We start from the raw sequence: 18,222 nt of genomic DNA, 5'->3' as shown, positions 1-18,222 counted from the left end.
CGATTCCTGACCGGAAGGACAGTTTGCTAGACACGGTAGATCCTGACCGATTGTTCCATTTCGTGCGCCAGGCGGGCCACCTCGGCGGCGGTCAGGGCCGTGTTTTCGGCGGCCCGGTTGTTCTGCCGTGACATGTCGGCAATGCCTTCGATCTGCACGGCGATGTCCTGGTTGGCGTCCTTCTGGCGCGACACGGCGGTGGCGATGTCGGCGACCATGCCGGCGATCGATTGCGTGCTGGTACCGACCTGCTGCATTTCGCGGTCGGCCAGGTTGGCGCGGGCGACGCCGGTTTCGACCTTGCCGACCATGGCCTGGATGCCTTCGACCGTTTCCTGCGCGGTGTCGTGCATCTGAGAGATATTGGTCCAGATTTCGGCGGTCGATTGGGCGGTCCGTTCGGCCAGCTTGCGCACCTCGTCGGCGACGACCGCGAAGCCGCGCCCGTGTTCGCCGGCCCGGGCCGCTTCGATGGCGGCGTTGAGGGCGAGCAGGTTGGTCTGTTCGGCGACATCCTTGATCACCGAGACGACGGCGTCGATCCGCGTGCTGCTCTCGTCGAGACGGCGTACCTGGCTGGAGGAGACGGTGACGGTCTCGGCGATGCCGTTGATGTCTTCCACCGTCTGGCGGATGACCTGGGCCGAGTCGCGGGCCTTGAGCAGCGACTCTTCCGACAGTTGCTTGGCCGTTTCGGCGCTGGCCGCCGCCTGTTCGGCCGAGACGGCGAGTTCCTGCACGGTGCCGGCAATGCTGCTCGCCGCTTCGCTTTGCCGCATCGAGGCGGCCGACATCTGGCTCGAATTGCTGGCCATGCGTTCGGCCGCCGAACTCAGTTGCATGGTCATCTGGCAAACCTGGCGGAAGCTGGCCTGCAGTTTTTCGAGCAGGCCGTTCAGGGCGCGCTGGGTCTGGCCGATCTCGTCGCGGCTGCTGGCCGGCAGGCGGACCGTGAAGTCGAGTTCGCGGCCGATTTTCTCGAACATGGTCAGCATCTGTTTAAGCGAGCCGGTGACGCTGCGGTAGAGCATGTTGCCGAGCAGGCCGCAGGAGACGATGCCGAGCAGGATGACGCCGATCATCAGCCGCGTGCCCAGCGTGTAGGCGGCATGCGATTCCTCGCCGTGGGCGCGGGCCTGGCTTTCCTTGTACTGGACGTGCTTGCCGATGTTGCCGATCAACTGGTCGATCATCGGCTTGTTTTCCTCGGCCAGGCTGCGCGCCGGTTCGTCCATGTTGGCCTGCGACAGGGCGATGATCTGCTCGACCATGAAGAAATATTCCTCCATCAGCATGGCGCTGCTGTCACGCAGCTTGCGGTCCTGTTCGTCGGTGATGAAGGCCTCGTAGCTGGCCAGCGTTTCCTTCTGGGCCTTGCGCAGTTCGGCGATGGTCTTTTCCTGCTCGGCCATCCGGTCCTTTTCGGTATTCAGGATGTGATAGAGCAGGGCGACCTGGGTGTTCTGGAAATCGCTCTCGATCTTGTGCACGATGCGGATGCCGGGAATGATCCGGGCATTGGTGAAGGCCTGGCCCTCGTCCATCTGCCACATTTCCAGCATGCCGAGCAGGCCGACGGTGAGCGGTCCGATGATCGCCAGGGCAATCAGGGTCAGGAATTTGTGTCCGATGGACATGCGTCTCCTCCAGTTTTATTCACTAATATATTAATTATTGGTTGATTTTTTTCCGGAAGGGCCCGTGGCCGAAGGCGGCGGGTCGATCCGGAATTTACGCTAATATATTAGCGATTATTTGCCGTGGCAAGCGCTTCCGCTCATACCCTGCAGGGCGGCCCGGGAATGTCCGCTTCTTGCCGCCCAAAGCCGGCGCAATTCGGTAACATTCCGCCCTTACACTTCCCGCCCCAACCCATGGAAATCTGACGATGCAATACCACGCTGCCAATACCGATTCGCTGATGTTCATCACCCCCCGCCCGGACATCGTCTTCGAGCGCGGTGAGGGTTCCTGGCTGTACGACCACGCCGGCCGCCAGTACCTCGACTTCATCCAGGGCTGGGCGGTCAACTGCCTTGGCCATTGCCCGCCGGAAATCGCCGCCGCGCTGACCGCGCAGGCCAGTCGGTTGATCAACCCGAGCCCGGCCTTCTACAACGGCCCGATGGTCGAGCTGGCTGGCCTGCTCACCGACAATTCCGTGTTCGACCGCGTCTTCTTCGCCAACACAGGTGCCGAGGCCAACGAAGGGGCGATCAAGCTCGCCCGCAAGTGGGGCCGCCTGCACAAGGAAGGTGCCTACGAGATCATCACCTTCGGCCATTCCTTCCACGGCCGCACGCTGGCCACCATGTCGGCCTCCGGCAAGGCCGGCTGGGACACGATCTATGCGCCGCAGGTCGCCGGTTTCCCGAAGGCCACCTACAACGACATTGCTACGGTCGACGCCCTGATCGGGCCAAAAACCGTCGCCGTGATGCTGGAACCGGTGCAGGGCGAAGGTGGGGTGATCCCGGCCGACGTTGAATTCCTCAAGGCCCTGCGCGAACTGACCACGGCCCGCGGCGTGCTGCTCATCGTCGACGAAGTGCAGTCCGGCATGGGCCGCACCGGCAAGCTGTTCGCCTACGAACATGCCGGCATCACGCCGGACATCATGACGCTGGGCAAGGGTATCGGCGGCGGCGTGCCGCTGGCGGCACTGCTGGCGCGCGAGGCGATCTGCTGTTTCGAGCCGGGTGACCAGGGGGGCACCTACAACGGCAACCCGTTGATGACCGCGGTCGGCGTCGCCGTGATGCAGCGCCTGCTGGCGCCCGGTTTCCTGGCTGAAGTCGAAGCCCGGGGGCAATACCTGGCCAAGCGCCTGCTCGAACTGTCGGCCAAACATGGCCTCAAGGGTGAGCGCGGTTCCGGCCTGCTGCGTGCCCTGATCCTCGACGACGAACGCGGCCCGGCCATCGTCCAGGCGGCGCTGAAGCTGGAAGGCGTCGGCCTGCTGCTCAACTCGCCACGCCCGAACCTGCTGCGCTTCATGCCTGCGCTGAACGTCAGCGCAGGCGAAATCGATCAGATGATCGAACTGCTCGACGGCCTGCTGCAGAAATAAGGGTTGGCTGGAAGCCGGCCAGGCGCCCGGCTTCCTTGCCCTTTTGTGTCTCGCCGCGATGTCGGGGGCTGGAAAATGCTCGCTTAGAGGATCGTCTTGGCGGCCTGAATGTAGATCAGGCATCCTGAAGAAATCAACAATCCAGCCAGCGTTGCCCCGCAGAGCCTGAGTGTCGAGTCGATCGACTCAATGATGATTTCCATCTGTGCATCGAATTTGTTCATGGCTTCCCCTTGAATACCCGGCCACCAAATGAGAGGGCCGTCGATTTAATGAGTCCGACAGTGGTACGGAATTCCGTCGGATCAAGCGTAGGGGCGAGTGGTTGCAGTATGGTGATCGGATTGTTACAAAGGGTGTTGCTTCAAGCATTCGTGATTCGCCAGGAGCCTGGGGCGATCAATACACCGTCGACGTCTGCTCTATGTCGTGCAGTCGAAGCACAACAAAGGTCGACTTCGAGACGCTCATTGGCGCGGGAGATGCCCATTAGCGGGCGTGGTCGAGCCGGCAGCCGTCGCTGACGGCCCGCCGTTTTTGCCCTTTTTGCATGGTCGACCGCAGGAGTCGGCGATTTTGGCGGCAGGCAATGCTGCCGCCGTGGATCAGGCCGTCGCGAAGCGCTGGCGCAGATAGGCGATGATTTCGCCCGATTCGTACAGCCACTGGGTCTGACCGGCGGCATTGCTGATTTTCAGGCAAGGCACCTTGGTCTGGCCACCGCCGGCGAGCAGCGCGGCACGGTTCTCACCTTCGTGTTGAGCATCGCGCGTTTCAACGCTCAGCGCCAGCCGGCGCATTTCCTGGCGCACCTTGATGCAGAACGGGCAGGTCTTGTACTGGTAGAGGGCAAGCTCGCCACATTGCTGGTCCACCGCCGCCTGGGCGGCCGGGGCGCGGACGATGCCGCGCGGCCGGGTGAGCAGCTCGCCGAGCAGCATGAACGGGCCAAGTACAAGGCGGAGGAGTTTGAAGAAGCTGCGGATGATGATTTTCATGGCGTATTCCGGAAGGCTCAGGCGTCGGCCGCCAGGCCCTTGCGCAGCAGTTCGTCGACCAGTTCGTTGAGGCCGGTCTGGCGGGCGGCGGCCAGGCTGCGGAGTTCGCCGGCCAGTTCGGCATCGAGCTTGACGGCGAAGGGGATCAGGCCTTTCGCCTGGTCCAGCTTGCGCTGTTCCTTGCGGTCGAGGACGGCGCCCTGGGCGAAACGGTCCGGCGTGCCGGCCTGTTTCATGCGGCTGTCGACCTTGTGGGCGAGGTTCTTGTAGAGATCGGTTTTTTTCATGGGGCTCTTCTATAAATTGTGGGGAGGAACCGGGCGATCTTGCCCGCCTGCTTGCCGGTAACCCGGTTTTTGCCTTTTTTCAGGCGTCGACCGCCGGTGTGGGTCTGGGCGTATTCCTTGGGCTGGCGCCGGTGCAGGTCGCTGTCTGCCGAATAAGGTGAGGCGCGCAGTGTACGCGAAGGTCTGCCAAAGCCTGAGCGGAATCGTTTTTCTCGCCAGGGAAATGGACGATACGGCCTGTATTTCGTAAGCTCTCCGCTTTGTCAGATGCTGCCCAGGCAGCCTTTTCCGGAGAAGCAGCATGACTCGTGACGCACAGTTCGAACAGGGCCTGCAGATGCGCCAGCAGGTGATGGGCGAAGCCTTTGTCGACAAGGCCTTCGCCAATGTCGATGCCTTTACCGCGCCGCTGCAGGAATTCGTCACCCGCAACGCCTGGGGCACAACCTGGTGCCGCGACGGCCTCGACCTGAAGACGCGCAGCCTGCTCACCCTGTCGATGCTGACCGCGCTCGGCCGCGCTACCGAAATCAAGGGCCATGTCCGCGGCGCGATCAACAACGGCGCGACGATGCGGGAAATCCAGGAAGTCCTGCTGCACGCCGCCGTCTATTGCGGCATGCCGCTCGCCATTGACGCCTTCCGCTCGGCCCACGAGGTGCTCAAGGAAATGGGCCAGATCGACGGGTGATTCGGCCGGCGGGCCCGGCCTCAGTGTGTGGCCCGTTCCGCGATGACCAGGATTTGCACGTGGCGCATGTCGCGCGTGAATTCGGGAAAGAAGCGGAAAAGCAGGCGGCGCAGCGGCTTGGTGGCATCCCACCAATCCTCCCAGACACCAATCACATCGATAACCCGGTAACCGCGCTCTTCGAACAGCGCGACGATGCTTTTCCGGGTAAAGAAGCGGAGATGGGTCCGGTCGCGCACCCCCATCTCCTCGTAGTGCCAGTCCTTGTTCAGGATCAGGTGCTCGAGGTTTTCGATGTGGCGGACGTTGGGCACGCAACAATGAATACGCCCGCCCGGCTTCAACTTGCTGTGGCACAGGTCGAGCGCCATGACCGGGTCGCTCATGTGCTCAAGGGAATCGTTGAAGGTGATCAGATCGAAATATTGCTCGGGCAAGGGGTTGGCCGGACCAAAGAAGTCGTTGATGACGTGATCCAGGCGCTCGCCGGCTAGGGCGGCCGATGCCTCGTCAGGCTCGACACCCCAAACCTCCCGCTCGCCTGCTGACTTGAGGGCCCGGCCGAAGGCGCCTTTCGCACAGCCGACATCGAGGACAACCCTGGCCTCCGCCGGAACGTGCTGCAGCAGGGAATCTCGCGAAGTATCGGGGTAGTCGGGACGCTCCATGATCGGCTCACCTGGCAAAAAAATGGTCTTCATCCTAGCCGAGCTGGAGGCCGATCGGGAATACCCGGTTCGCATTAGTTGATGCCCTCGGGAAAACTTCAGCGGACTCAGCCGGGTATCTTGCCTCCCCCTGCTTTACTGGTCGTCGTCGCCGGCGGCACGTAGTCGGGCACCTTGTTCTTCACCGCCGGTAGCGAGATCAGATAGGCGTAGATGGCGCGCAAGTCGTTGTCCGGCAGGCTGGCCACCGACTGCCAGGGCATTGGTGGCAGGATCGGGCGGGCGACGCCGACATGGCGGCCGGTCCGCATGGCCTGGATGAAATCGGTTTCCCGCCATTTGCCGATGCCGGTTTCGCGGTCCGGCGTCAGGTTGGAGGCATAGGTGATGCCCCAGGGGCCGACAAAGGCCGTCATGCTGGCCGAGCCGGCCCAGTTCCAGGCGCCGTCCACCTTGGGCGGGGGCGGCAGCTTCAATTCTTCCGGGTGGCCGGACAGGCCGCGGGCCATATCCTTCTCCGGTCCGTTGGCGCCCATTTTGAAGGGCGTATGGCAATCGACGCAGCCGCCGTAGGCGACCAGCCGGGCACCGCGCTTGATCAGCGCGTTATCGGCTTCACCGGCTTGGGCGGTGGCAGGGAGGAAGCCGCTGGCCAGGGCGGCAAGGGCAAGAAAGGCAGTCTGTTTGGGGTTGGGGCGCATGATGTGATCTCCTGCTGTTTGTTGAAAATGGGGTAATCAGGCGGGCTGTGCTGCACACAGTCGTGCAGCGGCCGCTGCGATGGCCGATGCCTGCGGCACGCTGGCCTGTTCCAGCGGATAGCTGGCAGCGACCGGCGCATCCGGCCCGCCGAGGCGGATGATCGGTGCCTTGAGGCTGGCAAAAGCCTGTTCGGCAACCAGCGCTGCGATTTCGGCGCCGATGCCGCACAGCCGGTTGGCTTCGTGCACGACGACCAGGCGGCCGGTCTTGCCGACCGAGGTGAGGATGGCTGCCTCGTCGAGCGGCTTCAGGCTGCGCAGGTCGATGACCTCGGCGGCAATACCATGGTCGGCTAGCGTCTCGGCGGCCTGTTGGCAGTGCTGTACCGTCTTGCCGTAGGACACCAGGGTGACGTCGTGTCCTTCGCGGAGAACGGTGGCCCGGCCCAGCGGTAGGGTTTGCTCGTCGGCCGGCACTTCGCCGGGCTGGTAGAGCAAGCCGATGTCGAGGAAAAAGAGGACGGGGTTGTCATCGCGTATCGCCGACTTGAGCAACGCCTTGGCGTCGGCCGGGGTGCTCGGCATGACGACCTTGAGGCCGGGGCTATGCACGAACCAGGCTTCGACATTGTGATTGTGCTGGGCGCCGACGCCCCAGCCGGCGCCGGTCATCGCCAGCGTGACGAGCGGGAAGGAAAACTGGCCGCCGGACAGGTAGCGCAGCTTGCCGGCGCTGTTCACCAGTTCGTCCATGGCATAGCAGAGAAAGGGTGCGAACAGCAGGTCGACCACCGGGCGCAGGCCGGTCGCCGCGGCACCGACCGCCGTGCCGGCGATGATGCCCTCGGCCAGCGGTGTGTTGCGGATGCGCAGGCCGCCGAACTCGTCGACCAGTTCGTGGCGCTTGGTGGCGATGCCCTCGCCAAAGGCAATGACGCTGCTATCGCGGCGCATCTCTTCGGTCAGCGCGGCGCCGACGGCATCGTAGAGGGTCAGGGTAGGCATGATGGGGCGTTCCTCAGGCGTAGACATCGCGGCACAGTTCCTCCGCCGCAGGGAAAGGGGAGGCTTCGGCAAAGGCCTGGGCGACGGCGATCCGGGTGCTTACCCGGTCGGACAGGGCGGCTGCCTGGGCCGGAGTCAGGCTGCCGTCGGCGAGCAGGCGATCCCGGCAGGCGGCGATCGGGTCGCGAGCCAGCCAGGCGGCCAGTTCGGCCTGGTCGACGTAGCCCTGGTCGTCCGGCTCGAGGTGGCCACGGGTGCGGTAGGTGCAGGTTTCCAGCAGGTAGGGGCGCCGGCTGTCACGCACTTCGGCGGCCGCCGCTTGTGCGGCGGCCAGTGCCGCGAAGACATCGTTGCCGTCTACCGTCCGGGCCGGGATGCCGTAGGCGGCGGCCCAATCGGCGACGTGCTCGCGGCTCATCGCTTCGCGGCGATGGACGAAAGCCTGCCACTGGTTGTTCTCGCAAACGTAGAGGATCGGCAGGTTCCACAGTGCGGCCAGGTTGAGCGACTCGTGGAAGCTGCCTTCGCAGGCGGCGCCGTCGCCGAAGAAGCAGACGACGATGCCGGGTCGGCCGAGCATCGTTTGCGACAGGGCGACGCCCGGCGCCAGCGAAAGTTCGGCGCCGACGATGGTCGAGGTCAGCACGACGCCGAGTTCCTTCGCCGAGATGTGCAGCGAGCCGCTTCTGCCCTTGCAGTAGCCGTCGCGGCGGCCCATCACCTCGGCCAGCAGGCGGCCGGGGTCGGCGCCGCGGGTGAGCAGGTGGCCGGCGCTGCGGTGGTTGGTCAGGATCAGGTCGTCCGCCGCGAGGGCGTTGACGACGCCGACGGCCGCGGCTTCCTGGCCGACCGAGGTGCAGGTGCCGGGCATCTTGCCGGCAGCGCTGCCGCTGACGATGGCCTCTTCGTAGGCGCGGATGAGCAGCATCTGTTCGAGCAGTTGCCGCGGATCGCTTGCCGGGTGGCTGGGCTTCATGACTTCTCCCGTCGTTGAGTGATGAGATGAAGTCTAGGCCGCCGAAAAACCCTCGCAAGAGGACCCGGGCCTGCTTACGATTCTTTTAAGAAATGCTGAATGAAGATTTAAGAAAGGGGGGCTGCTCCCCCCAGAAATCAGCTTTCGAGCAGCGTCAACGGGCGGTTCACGGCCAGCGTAAAACGCCCGCGCCCGGTCTTGCTCAAGCTGATGCCGGTGTCCCGTTCTTCCAGTCGGCGTTGCAGCAGCACGAGGCGGGCTTCGAGGTTGTCGCTGACGCCCGGCAGGCGAATGCGGGGATCGACACGCAGGCCTTTGTTGGTGAAGCTGGTGCGCCGGCGCTCGGCAAAATCGGTCAGCAAGACCCAGAGGATGGCACCGGCGACCCCCTTGATCAGGTAGTCGTCATCGAGAAAGATGCTGTCGTTGGCCGCGAAATGCCGCACTGCCAACGGTGGACCGCCGGTTGGCGGGCTGTCTTCCTCACTTGCCGCCGGCTCATCCTCGAAATCGTCGGCCTGCTGGTGGTGCAGCATGGCGAGGCCGAGCAGGGCGGCAAAGGCGACCAGCGCGTCTTCTTCATCGTAGCCAAAATGCAGGTCGGCCAGGCTTTCAACATAAAGCACGCCGAGCAGACGACCGGCGGCAGTGATCGGCACCGCCATCTGGCTGGCCGCTTCCGGCAGGCCGGGCAGCGGAATGGCCGATTCCAGTGCATCGCCGTGACCATCGGCGGCGATGCTCGCCCGCACGCTACGGCCATAGGCGTACTCGCTGGTCATGAAGCCGATCCGGATCGGGCAGCGTTCGCGGGCACAGATGCCGATGACGCCGGCGCCAACCGGGATTTCCGAGCCGATGCCGGAAGCCGGATAGCCGTGGCTGGCCAGTGTGTAGAGGCGACCGCGGCCCTCGTCGTGCATCAGCAGCATCAGCTGCTCGATACCGAACTCGTCGACCAGGCAAGCAATGGCTGTCTCGAGCAGGCCTTCGAGATTGGCGCAGCCGGCCAGCCGGTTGGTGGCCCGGCGCAGGGCGGTCAGGTAATTCAGCGGTGGGGGCGGCGGGGCGACCGTCGGCCCGGCGACCTGCTCGATGGCGAGGATGCGGTAGATGTCCGAACCGAGAAGCTGGAAGACCCCGGCCATGCCGGTATGCGAGGCGATGCCGGCCAGCTTGGCGCGCATCTGCTCGAAGAGCGGGCCGGCGGTTTCCGTGCGCAGGTATTTCAGTGTCAGGCGGTACTGGGCGGCGGTCAGATGACTGGTCAGCAGCAGGCGAACCGGCGAATCGGCCAGGATGTTCTGCCGCGTCCGGTTGAAGAACTGATAGGAGAGCGCGACATGGCTGTTGTCGACGAACTGGACTTGCGACAGGTAGGCCAGATTGGGGATGCCTTCAGTATCGCTGGTTGCGATGTGTCCGGGGATGATGCCCTCGAAGCATTCGCGGATTGTCTCGAGGCGGATGCTCACGGCTTCGCGTCCAGCGCTTCGCCGGCTTTCGGGCCGGGGGTCTGCGAAAAAGCAGCGACCGGGGTGTACACGACCATCACCAGATCATCCGCCGTGTAGGCAAAGAGGGTGCGGACGACCTCTTCCGGCAGGCCGAGCGGCAATACTTCGGCGAGAAAGTCGGTGATATGGGCCTCGATGATCGGCAGGTCGGCCACCTCGAAGGGCAGTATCCGGGCGTCGAGGCCTTTCAGCTGCACGGTCCGGTTACTGCTGGGCAAACTGAAGACATTGGCGACCCGGCCGCTGCGGCGGATGTTGTCGAGCAGTTCTACCGACTGCGAGGGTTTGATGAAGATAGCCACCTGCCGGCCGCCGTCGACCAGCTTGCAGCCCAGGCCCCGGCTCATGCTCGGCAGGCGGTCGCCGCCGCTGGCCGCCAGGCTGATGCTGACGCCGGTCTGGATGAAGGCGGCGTTGTCGCTATCCAGCATGCTTGGCCGTCAGCGCCCCATGCGCCGGTCGTAGGCGGCGGAAAAACGGTCGCCCAGCCCTTGGTCCTGCGGGCTCAGGTTCTTCACGTCGAACTTGACCCGCAGGCTGCCATCCGCCTGATGAACGAGGTTGATGGTGACGCTGGCCGCATTGCGCTGGCCGAAAATCTGGCCGGCGCTGCGGTCGGTCATCGATACCGTGATGCCGATATCCTGGGCGGCGAGGATGGCCGCGTTCCAGGAACGGTCGAAACTGGCTGGCCGCGTCGACGGCGTCGGTGCCGGCTCATAGACGACACAGCCGGAAAGCAGGAAGGCGAGCAGGATGCATGGCAGGACATGGCGCAGCGGAAGCATGATTTTTCTCCTCGAGCGGCCCGGGCCAGGGAGCCCGGGCAAGGCAGCGCTCAATATTTGATGTCGCGCCCCTGCTGCCGGGCATCCTGCTTGGTTTCCCGCTTGTCATGGCGGCAGGCGGCATTGCTCTTCTGGTTGGCGGCGCGGCAATCGGCTTTTTCCTGGCGCGCTTCCGGCCGGGCGTCCTGTCGTACGTCGCGGGCGGCGCGGCGCTGTTGCGCCTGCTCCGTCGCCAAACCAGGGTTGGTCACGATCAACAGGCTGCTGGCGAGTAGTGCGCTACTGAGCAATGATTGGACTGCGGATTTCGCGTTTTTCATTGTTGACCTCCGGATTGTTTGGACGTTTGCATCGACAAGTCTGCCACAGCTATTTGGCGAGCGACAGTCATCCCTGAATGGAAAAGGCGTCGCTGCCGGCCGTTGCTCGAGCCAGTCGCCAGAAGGCTTGTCGGGCAAGGCGAACTGGCGTACAAAAGAGCGTGTCAATATTCATTTTGCTTGAGGAAGGATAATGCTGAAAGCCGCCGTATGCCTTGTCTTGCTACTCGCTGCCGCCGGTGCACGAAGCGCCGACGGCAATAGTCTCGAACTCGGGCGCCTGGAATACCTGAACAGTTGTGCCGTCTGTCACGGCGCCGATGGCCGGGGGCAGACGCCGATGGCGACGCAGCTCAAGGCCGAGCCGGCCAACCTGCGGCTGTTGGCGAAAAGAAATGGCGGTAACTTCCCGACGGCCAGGGCTTACGAAATGATCGATGGCCGTCTTGCCGTGCCGGCGCACGGCGGGCGGGAAATGCCGGTTTGGGGGCAGCGCTACACCAGCGAAGCCGGGCCTGCCCATAACTATCATCCGTACCGGACGGAAGCCGAAGTCCGGAGCCGGATTCTGGCCCTGATCGACTACCTTTACACGCTGCAGGACTAGCGGCCGCCGGGGCGCCGGCCAACAAAAAGGGGATGACCGTCGCCGGTCATCCCCTTGTCGCAGTGGGCGACGTTGCCGCCAATCAGGCGCGGCTCTGGATTTCCTCGATGTAGCCGAGCATGCCGGTCTTCAGGTTGCCGGCATTGCCTTCGTCGGTATCGATATGCATGGCCAGGCGGAAGGCCGGATTCACGCGGACGACGACGTCGCCGAAGATCAGTTCGCGCTCGCCTTCGACGCGGACGCGGACGACGTAGTTGTCACGCACCCGGAAGCGCATGGCGTCTTCCGGCGACATGTGGATGTGGCGCTGGGCGCAGATGACGCCGCGTTCGATGGTCGACGTGCCATACGGGCCTTCGAGCGTGACGCCGGGCGTGCCGGTCAGGTCGCCGGACTGGCGGATCGGCGGCTGGACGCCGAGCTTGAACTGCTCGGTCATCGCGATCTCGACCTGGGTTTCCTTGCGGGTCGGGCCGAGGACGCGAACCTTGGCGATCCGCCCCTTGGGGCCGACCAGATGGACCTGTTCCTCGCAGGCATACTGGCCGGGCTGCGACAGTTCGTGCATCGGGGTCAGCTGATGGCCGGGGCCGAACAGCTTTTCGACATCGGCCTGCGACAGGTGCACGTGGTGCGCCGATATTTCGACCGGGATGGCCGGTGCTTCGTCGGCCTTGGCTTCGAGCAGCAACTGGTTGCGCTCGATGGCGCGCAGCGCTTCCCAGGCGACCAGGCGCTCGTCGTCGTTGGCGACGACGATGATCTTGACCGGTGAGTCGTCGGCCGAAACGATGGCGTAGGACGACAGGTGGCCGAGGTTGCGGTTCTTTTCCTCGTCCAGCTTGATGCCCATGTAGCCGAGACCCTGGCAGGCCAGGCTGCGCACGGTGGCGCTGGTTTCGCCGATGTCGCCGGTAAAGGCAAGGACGTCGATGCCGCCCATCGCCGCGACGTAGGCGCCGATGTTCTTGCGCACCTGGTAGCAGAAGGCCTTGTGGGCAAGCAGGGCACGGTGATCGCCTTCCGCCGCCGCCGCCTCGATTTCGTGAATGTCGCTGGAAATGCCGGAAATGCCCTTGAGGCCGCTTTCGGTGTTGATCAGCGCCGAGAGCTGCTCGGGCGACATATTGTGCTGTTCCATCAGGTGGATCATCACTGCCGGGTCGATGCTGCCCGAGCGGCTGGGCATGATCAGGCCGTCGGTCGGCGTCATGCCCATTGTCGTGTCGATCGAGCGGCCGTGGTCGATGGCGCACAGCGAGGCGCCGATGCCGAGGTGGCAGGAAACGATTTCCAGCTCGCCGAGCGGGCGCTTCAGCACTTCCGCCGACTTCAGCGAAACATAGCGGTGCGAGGTGCCGTGGAAGCCGTAGCGGCGTATGCCGTGCTGCTTGTAGAGGTCGTAAGGCAGGCCGTAGAGGTAGGCGTAGGGCGCCAGCGTCTGGTGGAAGGCGGTATCGAAGACGGCAACCTGCGGCACGCTCGGGAAGTGCTTCAACGCGACGCGGATGCCGGCGACGTTGACCGGGTTGTGCAGCGGTGCGAAGACGGCGAGTTCCTCGATGTCGGCGATCACCGACGGGGTGATGACAACCGAGCTGGAGAAGCGGTTGCCACCATGCACGACGCGATGGCCGATGGCGGTGACGTCTTCCGGATGGAAGGTGAAGTGCGCGCCGAGCAGGGCAGTCGCTTCGGTCATCACGGCGAAAAGGTCGGAGAGCTTGAACGGGGCGTGCTCGATGGTCTTCTGCTGCGGACCGACGGTGACGGTGATGCGGGCGACCTGCTTGTCGGCGTGGTCGATGATGCCGTGCACGTCGGCACCGCTTTCCTGCGTGTCGTAGATGCCGAAATGGATCTGGCTGATGCCGACGTTGAGGACGACGACCTTGCCCGGCTCGTTGGTCGACAGCGACAGCGCATACGGGTCGCTCGACTTGGCGACGGCACGGGCCTGGGCGGTGACGATGTCCACCGACATGGCGCGGGTGCGGTCGGCGAGCAGCTTGGAGAGGTAGCCGACCGCCTTCGGGTTGGTCAGGATGTGGGTGTTGAAGACTTCCTGCGGGATCATCAGCACGAAGCAGCGATTGCCGGCGATGACGTCGGCGACGATGCGGTCGCCGGTGAGCAGCGACATGACGCCGAAGACATCGCCGACGCCGAGCTGGCTGATCACCGAACGGGTGCCGGTGTTGTCGGTCATCGAGATCTCGGCGTGGCCGCTGATCATGACGCCGATGAAGCGGCCTTCGTCGCCGGTTTCGAGGATGGCTTCGTTGCCTTCGTAGGTCGCCAGGCGGGACTGGAGGACGATTTCCTCGACCTTGTCGGCCGGGAAGTTCTCGAACAGGCGAACCTGCTCCAGGAAGAAGCGCTTCAGATCGATTTCGCTCATGCTGTTTCTCGCTTAAAACGGATTTTTATCGAAGAGAGCCTACCATTTTGCTGCGCTGCAGCAAACCCCTGTCGTCAATAGTGCCTAATCTTTTTTAGGTAACTCGCTGTCAGTGCTCAGCAAGTCCATCGGCTTTCGCCAAACTGTCACCGTTTTCTGCCAAAATCCCTCCTTCAAACAACATCAAATCTGTGGATTCACCATGACCTACAAAGTCTTTGTCGACGGCCAGGAAGGCACCACCGGCCTGCAGATCAACGAATATCTCGCCAAGCGGGCCGACGTGACGCTGCTCAAGATCGATTCCGACAAGCGCAAGGATCTGGCCGAACGCAAGCGCCTGATCAACGAATCCGATGTCACCTTCCTCTGCCTGCCGGACGATGCGGCGATGGAATCGGTAGCACTGGTCGATAACCCGAACACCTGCATCATCGATGCCTCGACCGCCCATCGCGTCAATCCGGCGTGGACTTTCGGCCTGCCCGAACTGGCCAAGGACCAGCGTGCCAAGATTCGCGTCTCGAAGCGCATCGCCAACCCGGGTTGCCACGCCAGCGCCTTCATCCTCGCCCTCAAGCCGCTGGTTGCCGCCGGTTTGCTGCCGGTCGACACCCAGATCGCGGCCAATTCCATCACCGGCTATTCCGGCGGCGGCAAGAAGATGATCGCCGACTACGAGGCGGCCAGTGCCAGCCCGACGCAACTGAAGGCGCCGCGTTCCTACGCCCTCGGCCTGGCCCACAAGCACCTGCCGGAAATGTGCGCCTACACCGGGTTGACCGCAGCACCCATCTTCCAGCCCATCGTCGGGCCGTTCTACAAGGGCCTGGCCGTCACCGCCTACCTGCATCCGAAACAATTTACCCGCCCGGCCAGCCCGGCCGAGGTGCAGAAGATCCTTGCCGACTATTACGCCGGCGAAGCCTTCATCCGCGTCGCGCCGCTCGGTCTCGAGGCCAATACCGATGGCGGCTTCTTCGATGTCGAAGCCTGCAACGACAGCAACCGCGTCGACCTGTTCGTGTTCGGCAACGATGAACGCATGCTGCTCGTCGCCCGTCTCGACAACCTCGGCAAGGGCGCTTCGGGCGCCGCCGTGCAGGCCATGAACGTGCATCTCGGCGTCGAGGAAAGCCTCGGCCTGGTCTGAGACTTGTCGCCGTCGCCAACGAAACCCGCCATCCGGCGGGTTTTTTCATGGGGCTAGCCATTTTTTCGTCGCATACCGGCTATGTTTAAATGACAGCGAGAAGGAGGTGGCCCATGCTGAAAATCTTGCTATCCCTGTTGCTGCTGAGTGCCCTGGCGGCCAGCGCCGGTGCGCAGTCGATCAGGCCGGTCACGCTGGCCAGGGGGTTTGATCATCCGTGGGCGGTGGCTTTCCTGCCCGACGGGCAGTTTCTCGTTTCCGAGCGGTCTGGGGCGCTACGGGTCGTCCAGGCCAATGGCGAAATCGGGCCACCGCTCGGCGGGCTGCCGCCAGTCGCGGCCGGCGGCCAGGGCGGTTTGCTCGACGTGATCCTCGACAGCGACTTCGCGCGCAACCGCAGCCTGTATTTTTGCTACGCGGAGCCGGCGGCGAGCGGCAAAGGCAACAGCACCGCGCTGGCCAGCGCGCGATTGTCGAGCGATTTGCGCCGACTGGAAAGCGTGCGCGTGCTGTTCAGCCAGAATCCGAAAGTCGCCAGCCAGTTGCACTTCGGTTGTCGCATTGTCGAAAGCAAAAATGCCGACGGTCGGCCGGATGGCCTGCTCTACCTGACTTTGGGCGAACGCTACCACCAGCGTGACGATGCCCAGTCATTGGACAACCACCACGGCAAGGTGGTGCGGATCGGCAAGGATGGCCGGGTGCCGGCCGACAACCCCTTCGTCGGCCGGGCCGGTGCGCTGCCCGAAATCTGGAGCCTGGGCCACCGCAACCCCCAGGGCGCCACCCTCAGCCCCAGCGGCGTGCTCTGGATCCATGAACACGGCCCGATGGGCGGTGACGAAATCAATCTGCCGCGGCCCGGGGCAAACTTTGGCTGGCCCCTGGTCAGTTTTGGCAAGAACTACAACTTCACCGCAGTCGGCGACGGCGGTACTGCCCGGTCAGGCACCGAGCCACCGCTCCATCAGTGGACGCCTTCCATTGCGCCTTCGGGCATGGCTTTTGTGACCAGCGAGCGCTATGGCAAAGCCTGGCTCGGCAACTTGCTGGTCGGTTCGCTCAAATACACTTACCTGGCCCGCCTCGAACTGGCGCGTCCGTTCGAAGGCAAGGTGGTCAGGGAAACACGGCTGCTCGAAGCCCTGGGCGAACGCATCCGCGATGTGCGCCAAGGGCCGGACGGCTACCTCTACGTGTTGACCGACAGTGCCAATGGGCAACTGATCCGCTTGTTGCCGGCGCCCTGAACTTGCTCCTCGGGCAGTCCCTTGATCCCGGTCAATTCGCGGAATCCAGGCAGGCCCGTGCGTAGGCGGCTGGTGCGGCTTTTGATTCCGATCAAGGCAGAAATTTACCCAGTGGCGACATTACGCCCTCTCTTAATTCAACGAGGGTTCATCAAAATGAAAAAAGCAATTCATCTGGTAATGATGCTGGCCATCGGCTTCGGCGTTTCCGGCAAAGTCATGGCCGACGAGGCGCTGGCCAAGGCCAAGAACTGCATGGCCTGTCACGCCGTCGACAAGAAGCTGGTCGGTCCGGCCTACAAGGATGTTGCCGCCAAGTACAAGGGCGATGCCGGTGCCGTCGACAAGCTGGCCGCCAAGGTCAAGGCAGGCGGCAAGGGCGCCTGGGGCGAAATCCCGATGCCGCCGAACAACGTGACGCCTGACGAAGCGAAGAAGCTGGTGACCTGGATCCTGTCCCAGAAGTAAGGGCTGCCCGGCCTTGACGCACAGACCGGCGGCCTGCCGGTCTTTTTTTGTCTGCGCTGCTAGCGCAATTGATGCCGGTTCAGGCGGTCGACGTCGGGAATGCGAATCCGCTTGCCTTCAACCTGGATCAGGCCGAGATCGGTCAATTCGTGCAGGATGCGGGAAAAATGCTCCTGCGTCAGGTTGAGGCGGGAGGCAATGACCCCCTTGGTGACTGGCAGTTCGAGCAGCACGTTTTCATTGCCGTAGCCGCCTTCCTGCAGTTCATGCATCAGGTAGCCGATGATGCGCTGTTTGCCCGATTGCAGGGAGTAGCCCTCGACATCGAGCATCAGCTGATGCGTGCGCATGGCCAGGCCGCCCAGCATCTTGCGGACAAAGCCATGGTCGTGCGCCAGTTCGTCGAAGATCACCGACTTGGAGACATGCAACAGCAGGCAGGGGACCAGGGCGTGCGCCGAGACAACGTAGGGCTTGTCGAGGAACATGATCGCTTCGCCGAAGCTTTGTCCCTGTTCAACCACTTCGACGATTTTTTCGACCCCTTGCGCGGAATTGAAGGAGAGCTTGATCTGACCATATACCAGGACATGAAAGCCGGTGCAGGGATCGCCGCGATGAAAGAGCGTCTCGCCCTTGTCGCAATGCACTTCCCGCGCCCCTTTGGCGATCTTGGCGATTTCATCGGGGCCGAGTCCGTTGAACAAGGCAATGTGACTCAACAGGGTTTCGATATTGATCGGTTGATGGTCTCGCACGCTTTGTCCTTAGAAGAAGTTTGCAGGCAAACGGGGAATTGTCGCGTTATGCAAAGTAAATTTTGATTCGCATCAAATATAGCAGAAGAAGGGGGCTGGCCTGAAATCCTTGCGTTCCGGCCGGAAGCCGCTCCTGGCCTTCCTCTTGCGGCCATAAGCGCCATTATGTCGCTGATGCCCAATCGTTTAGAGATGGGGGGGGCGCACCATTAACAGGCAAAAAAATCCTCGTTGTTGCTTTATTTGCGGGAAATAAGACCGCTGATAACCCTCAACAACGAGCCGGAATATCTGAACCAGGTGCTCATCAGGACTGCTGCGATCTTGACTTTGCTACAAGCAAATTTGCTAACTGCGAACAAACAATGCCGTGAGCATGACCCTGCAGTAACGTGAAGGTCAAAGCGGCCGTTCAGCGAAATTCGATAACCTAGGGCCGGTGATCGACGCGTTCGAATGTGGTCCGATTGCTAGGCTGCGCAAAAAAGCCGCCTTTCGGCGGCTCCGTCACTTCATGCCTGCTCGGACTGGACTGCTTTCCAGTGGGCCAGTACTTTTTTA

20 protein-coding genes are annotated in these 18,222 nt (G+C 63.2%); 6 read left to right on the top strand and 14 right to left on the bottom strand.

Annotated features, from left to right (window positions below; all coding sequences use genetic code 11):
- Nucleotides 1–26: 26 nt before the first annotated feature.
- Complete coding sequence (locus tag AT959_RS15200) at nt 27–1,637, bottom strand: methyl-accepting chemotaxis protein (protein WP_066884721.1); 1,611 nt, start codon at nt 1,635–1,637, stop codon at nt 27–29.
- 251 nt (nt 1,638–1,888) lie between these two features.
- Here AT959_RS15200 and AT959_RS15195 point away from each other — a divergent pair, with 251 nt between their 5' ends.
- Nucleotides 1,889–3,070, top strand: a complete 1,182-nt coding sequence (locus tag AT959_RS15195) for an acetylornithine transaminase (protein ID WP_066884718.1) — start codon at nt 1,889–1,891, stop codon at nt 3,068–3,070.
- Nucleotides 3,071–3,153: 83 nt separating this feature from the next.
- Here AT959_RS15195 and AT959_RS21270 read toward each other — a convergent pair whose 3' ends face one another.
- The 3 genes from AT959_RS21270 to AT959_RS15185 form a co-directional block, all read right to left on the bottom strand.
- Nucleotides 3,154–3,294: a hypothetical protein gene (locus AT959_RS21270; protein WP_157651341.1), complete on the bottom strand. Its 141-nt coding sequence runs from the start codon at nt 3,292–3,294 to the stop codon at nt 3,154–3,156.
- A gap of 381 nt (nt 3,295–3,675) precedes the next feature.
- Nucleotides 3,676–4,068, bottom strand: a complete 393-nt coding sequence (locus tag AT959_RS15190; RefSeq protein ID WP_066884714.1) for a glutaredoxin family protein — start codon at nt 4,066–4,068, stop codon at nt 3,676–3,678.
- Between the two features lie 17 nt (nt 4,069–4,085).
- Nucleotides 4,086–4,355, bottom strand: a complete 270-nt coding sequence (locus AT959_RS15185; RefSeq protein ID WP_066884710.1) for a hypothetical protein — start codon at nt 4,353–4,355, stop codon at nt 4,086–4,088.
- Between the two features lie 301 nt (nt 4,356–4,656).
- Here AT959_RS15185 and pcaC point away from each other — a divergent pair, with 301 nt between their 5' ends.
- On the top strand, nt 4,657–5,046 hold the full coding sequence (pcaC, locus tag AT959_RS15180; RefSeq protein WP_066884707.1) for a 4-carboxymuconolactone decarboxylase: 390 nt from the start codon (nt 4,657–4,659) through the stop codon (nt 5,044–5,046).
- 20 nt (nt 5,047–5,066) lie between these two features.
- On the opposite strand, the gene AT959_RS15175 is transcribed toward pcaC, so the two are convergent.
- The 8 genes from AT959_RS15175 to AT959_RS15140 all read right to left on the bottom strand — a co-directional run bounded on the left by AT959_RS15175 (nt 5,067) and on the right by AT959_RS15140 (nt 11,021).
- Nucleotides 5,067–5,714, bottom strand: a complete 648-nt coding sequence (locus AT959_RS15175) for a class I SAM-dependent methyltransferase (protein ID WP_157651340.1) — start codon at nt 5,712–5,714, stop codon at nt 5,067–5,069.
- 107 nt (nt 5,715–5,821) lie between these two features.
- Nucleotides 5,822–6,415 (bottom strand): diheme cytochrome c-553, encoded by a 594-nt coding sequence (locus AT959_RS15170; RefSeq protein WP_066884701.1) that lies wholly within the window; start codon nt 6,413–6,415, stop codon nt 5,822–5,824.
- A gap of 36 nt (nt 6,416–6,451) precedes the next feature.
- On the bottom strand, nt 6,452–7,420 hold the full coding sequence (locus tag AT959_RS15165) for an alpha-ketoacid dehydrogenase subunit beta (protein ID WP_066884698.1): 969 nt from the start codon (nt 7,418–7,420) through the stop codon (nt 6,452–6,454).
- A gap of 13 nt (nt 7,421–7,433) precedes the next feature.
- Nucleotides 7,434–8,396, bottom strand: a complete 963-nt coding sequence (locus AT959_RS15160; RefSeq protein WP_066884696.1) for a thiamine pyrophosphate-dependent dehydrogenase E1 component subunit alpha — start codon at nt 8,394–8,396, stop codon at nt 7,434–7,436.
- A gap of 137 nt (nt 8,397–8,533) precedes the next feature.
- Complete coding sequence (locus AT959_RS15155; RefSeq protein WP_066884693.1) at nt 8,534–9,871, bottom strand: GAF domain-containing protein; 1,338 nt, start codon at nt 9,869–9,871, stop codon at nt 8,534–8,536.
- On the bottom strand, nt 9,868–10,344 hold the full coding sequence (locus AT959_RS15150; protein ID WP_066884689.1) for a hypothetical protein: 477 nt from the start codon (nt 10,342–10,344) through the stop codon (nt 9,868–9,870). The genes AT959_RS15155 and AT959_RS15150 overlap by 4 nt, the downstream gene beginning before the upstream one ends.
- 9 nt (nt 10,345–10,353) lie before the next feature.
- Nucleotides 10,354–10,701: a hypothetical protein gene (locus tag AT959_RS15145; RefSeq protein WP_066884686.1), complete on the bottom strand. Its 348-nt coding sequence runs from the start codon at nt 10,699–10,701 to the stop codon at nt 10,354–10,356.
- Between the two features lie 50 nt (nt 10,702–10,751).
- On the bottom strand, nt 10,752–11,021 hold the full coding sequence (locus tag AT959_RS15140; RefSeq protein WP_066884683.1) for a hypothetical protein: 270 nt from the start codon (nt 11,019–11,021) through the stop codon (nt 10,752–10,754).
- 193 nt (nt 11,022–11,214) lie between these two features.
- On the opposite strand from AT959_RS15140, the gene AT959_RS15135 reads away from it, so the two are divergent.
- Nucleotides 11,215–11,628 carry a c-type cytochrome gene (locus tag AT959_RS15135; RefSeq protein ID WP_066884680.1) on the top strand — a complete coding sequence of 138 codons (414 nt, stop codon included), beginning with the start codon at nt 11,215–11,217 and terminating at the stop codon, nt 11,626–11,628.
- 82 nt (nt 11,629–11,710) lie between these two features.
- On the opposite strand, the gene AT959_RS15130 is transcribed toward AT959_RS15135, so the two are convergent.
- The gene (locus AT959_RS15130) at nt 11,711–14,032 is read right to left on the bottom strand and encodes an acetate/propionate family kinase (protein WP_066884677.1); all 2,322 of its coding nucleotides are present in this window, start codon (nt 14,030–14,032) and stop codon (nt 11,711–11,713) included.
- Between the two features lie 202 nt (nt 14,033–14,234).
- Here AT959_RS15130 and argC point away from each other — a divergent pair, with 202 nt between their 5' ends.
- The 3 genes from argC to AT959_RS15115 all read left to right on the top strand — a co-directional run bounded on the left by argC (nt 14,235) and on the right by AT959_RS15115 (nt 16,903).
- Complete coding sequence (gene argC, locus AT959_RS15125; RefSeq protein WP_066886378.1) at nt 14,235–15,185, top strand: N-acetyl-gamma-glutamyl-phosphate reductase; 951 nt, start codon at nt 14,235–14,237, stop codon at nt 15,183–15,185.
- A 113-nt stretch (nt 15,186–15,298) separates the two neighbouring features.
- On the top strand, nt 15,299–16,435 hold the full coding sequence (locus tag AT959_RS15120) for a PQQ-dependent sugar dehydrogenase (protein ID WP_066884674.1): 1,137 nt from the start codon (nt 15,299–15,301) through the stop codon (nt 16,433–16,435).
- A 180-nt stretch (nt 16,436–16,615) separates the two neighbouring features.
- Complete coding sequence (locus tag AT959_RS15115) at nt 16,616–16,903, top strand: c-type cytochrome (RefSeq protein WP_240481879.1); 288 nt, start codon at nt 16,616–16,618, stop codon at nt 16,901–16,903.
- Nucleotides 16,904–16,962: 59 nt separating this feature from the next.
- On the opposite strand, the gene AT959_RS15110 is transcribed toward AT959_RS15115, so the two are convergent.
- Nucleotides 16,963–17,661, bottom strand: coding sequence for a Crp/Fnr family transcriptional regulator (locus AT959_RS15110; protein ID WP_066884668.1), 699 nt, complete (start codon nt 17,659–17,661; stop codon nt 16,963–16,965).
- Between the last annotated feature and the right edge of the window lie 561 nt (nt 17,662–18,222).

Source organism: Dechloromonas denitrificans (assembly GCF_001551835.1).
In the GTDB taxonomy this organism is placed as follows: Bacteria; Pseudomonadota; Gammaproteobacteria; order Burkholderiales; family Rhodocyclaceae; genus Azonexus; species Azonexus denitrificans.
This window is presented reverse-complemented; position numbering and strand designations above follow the sequence as displayed.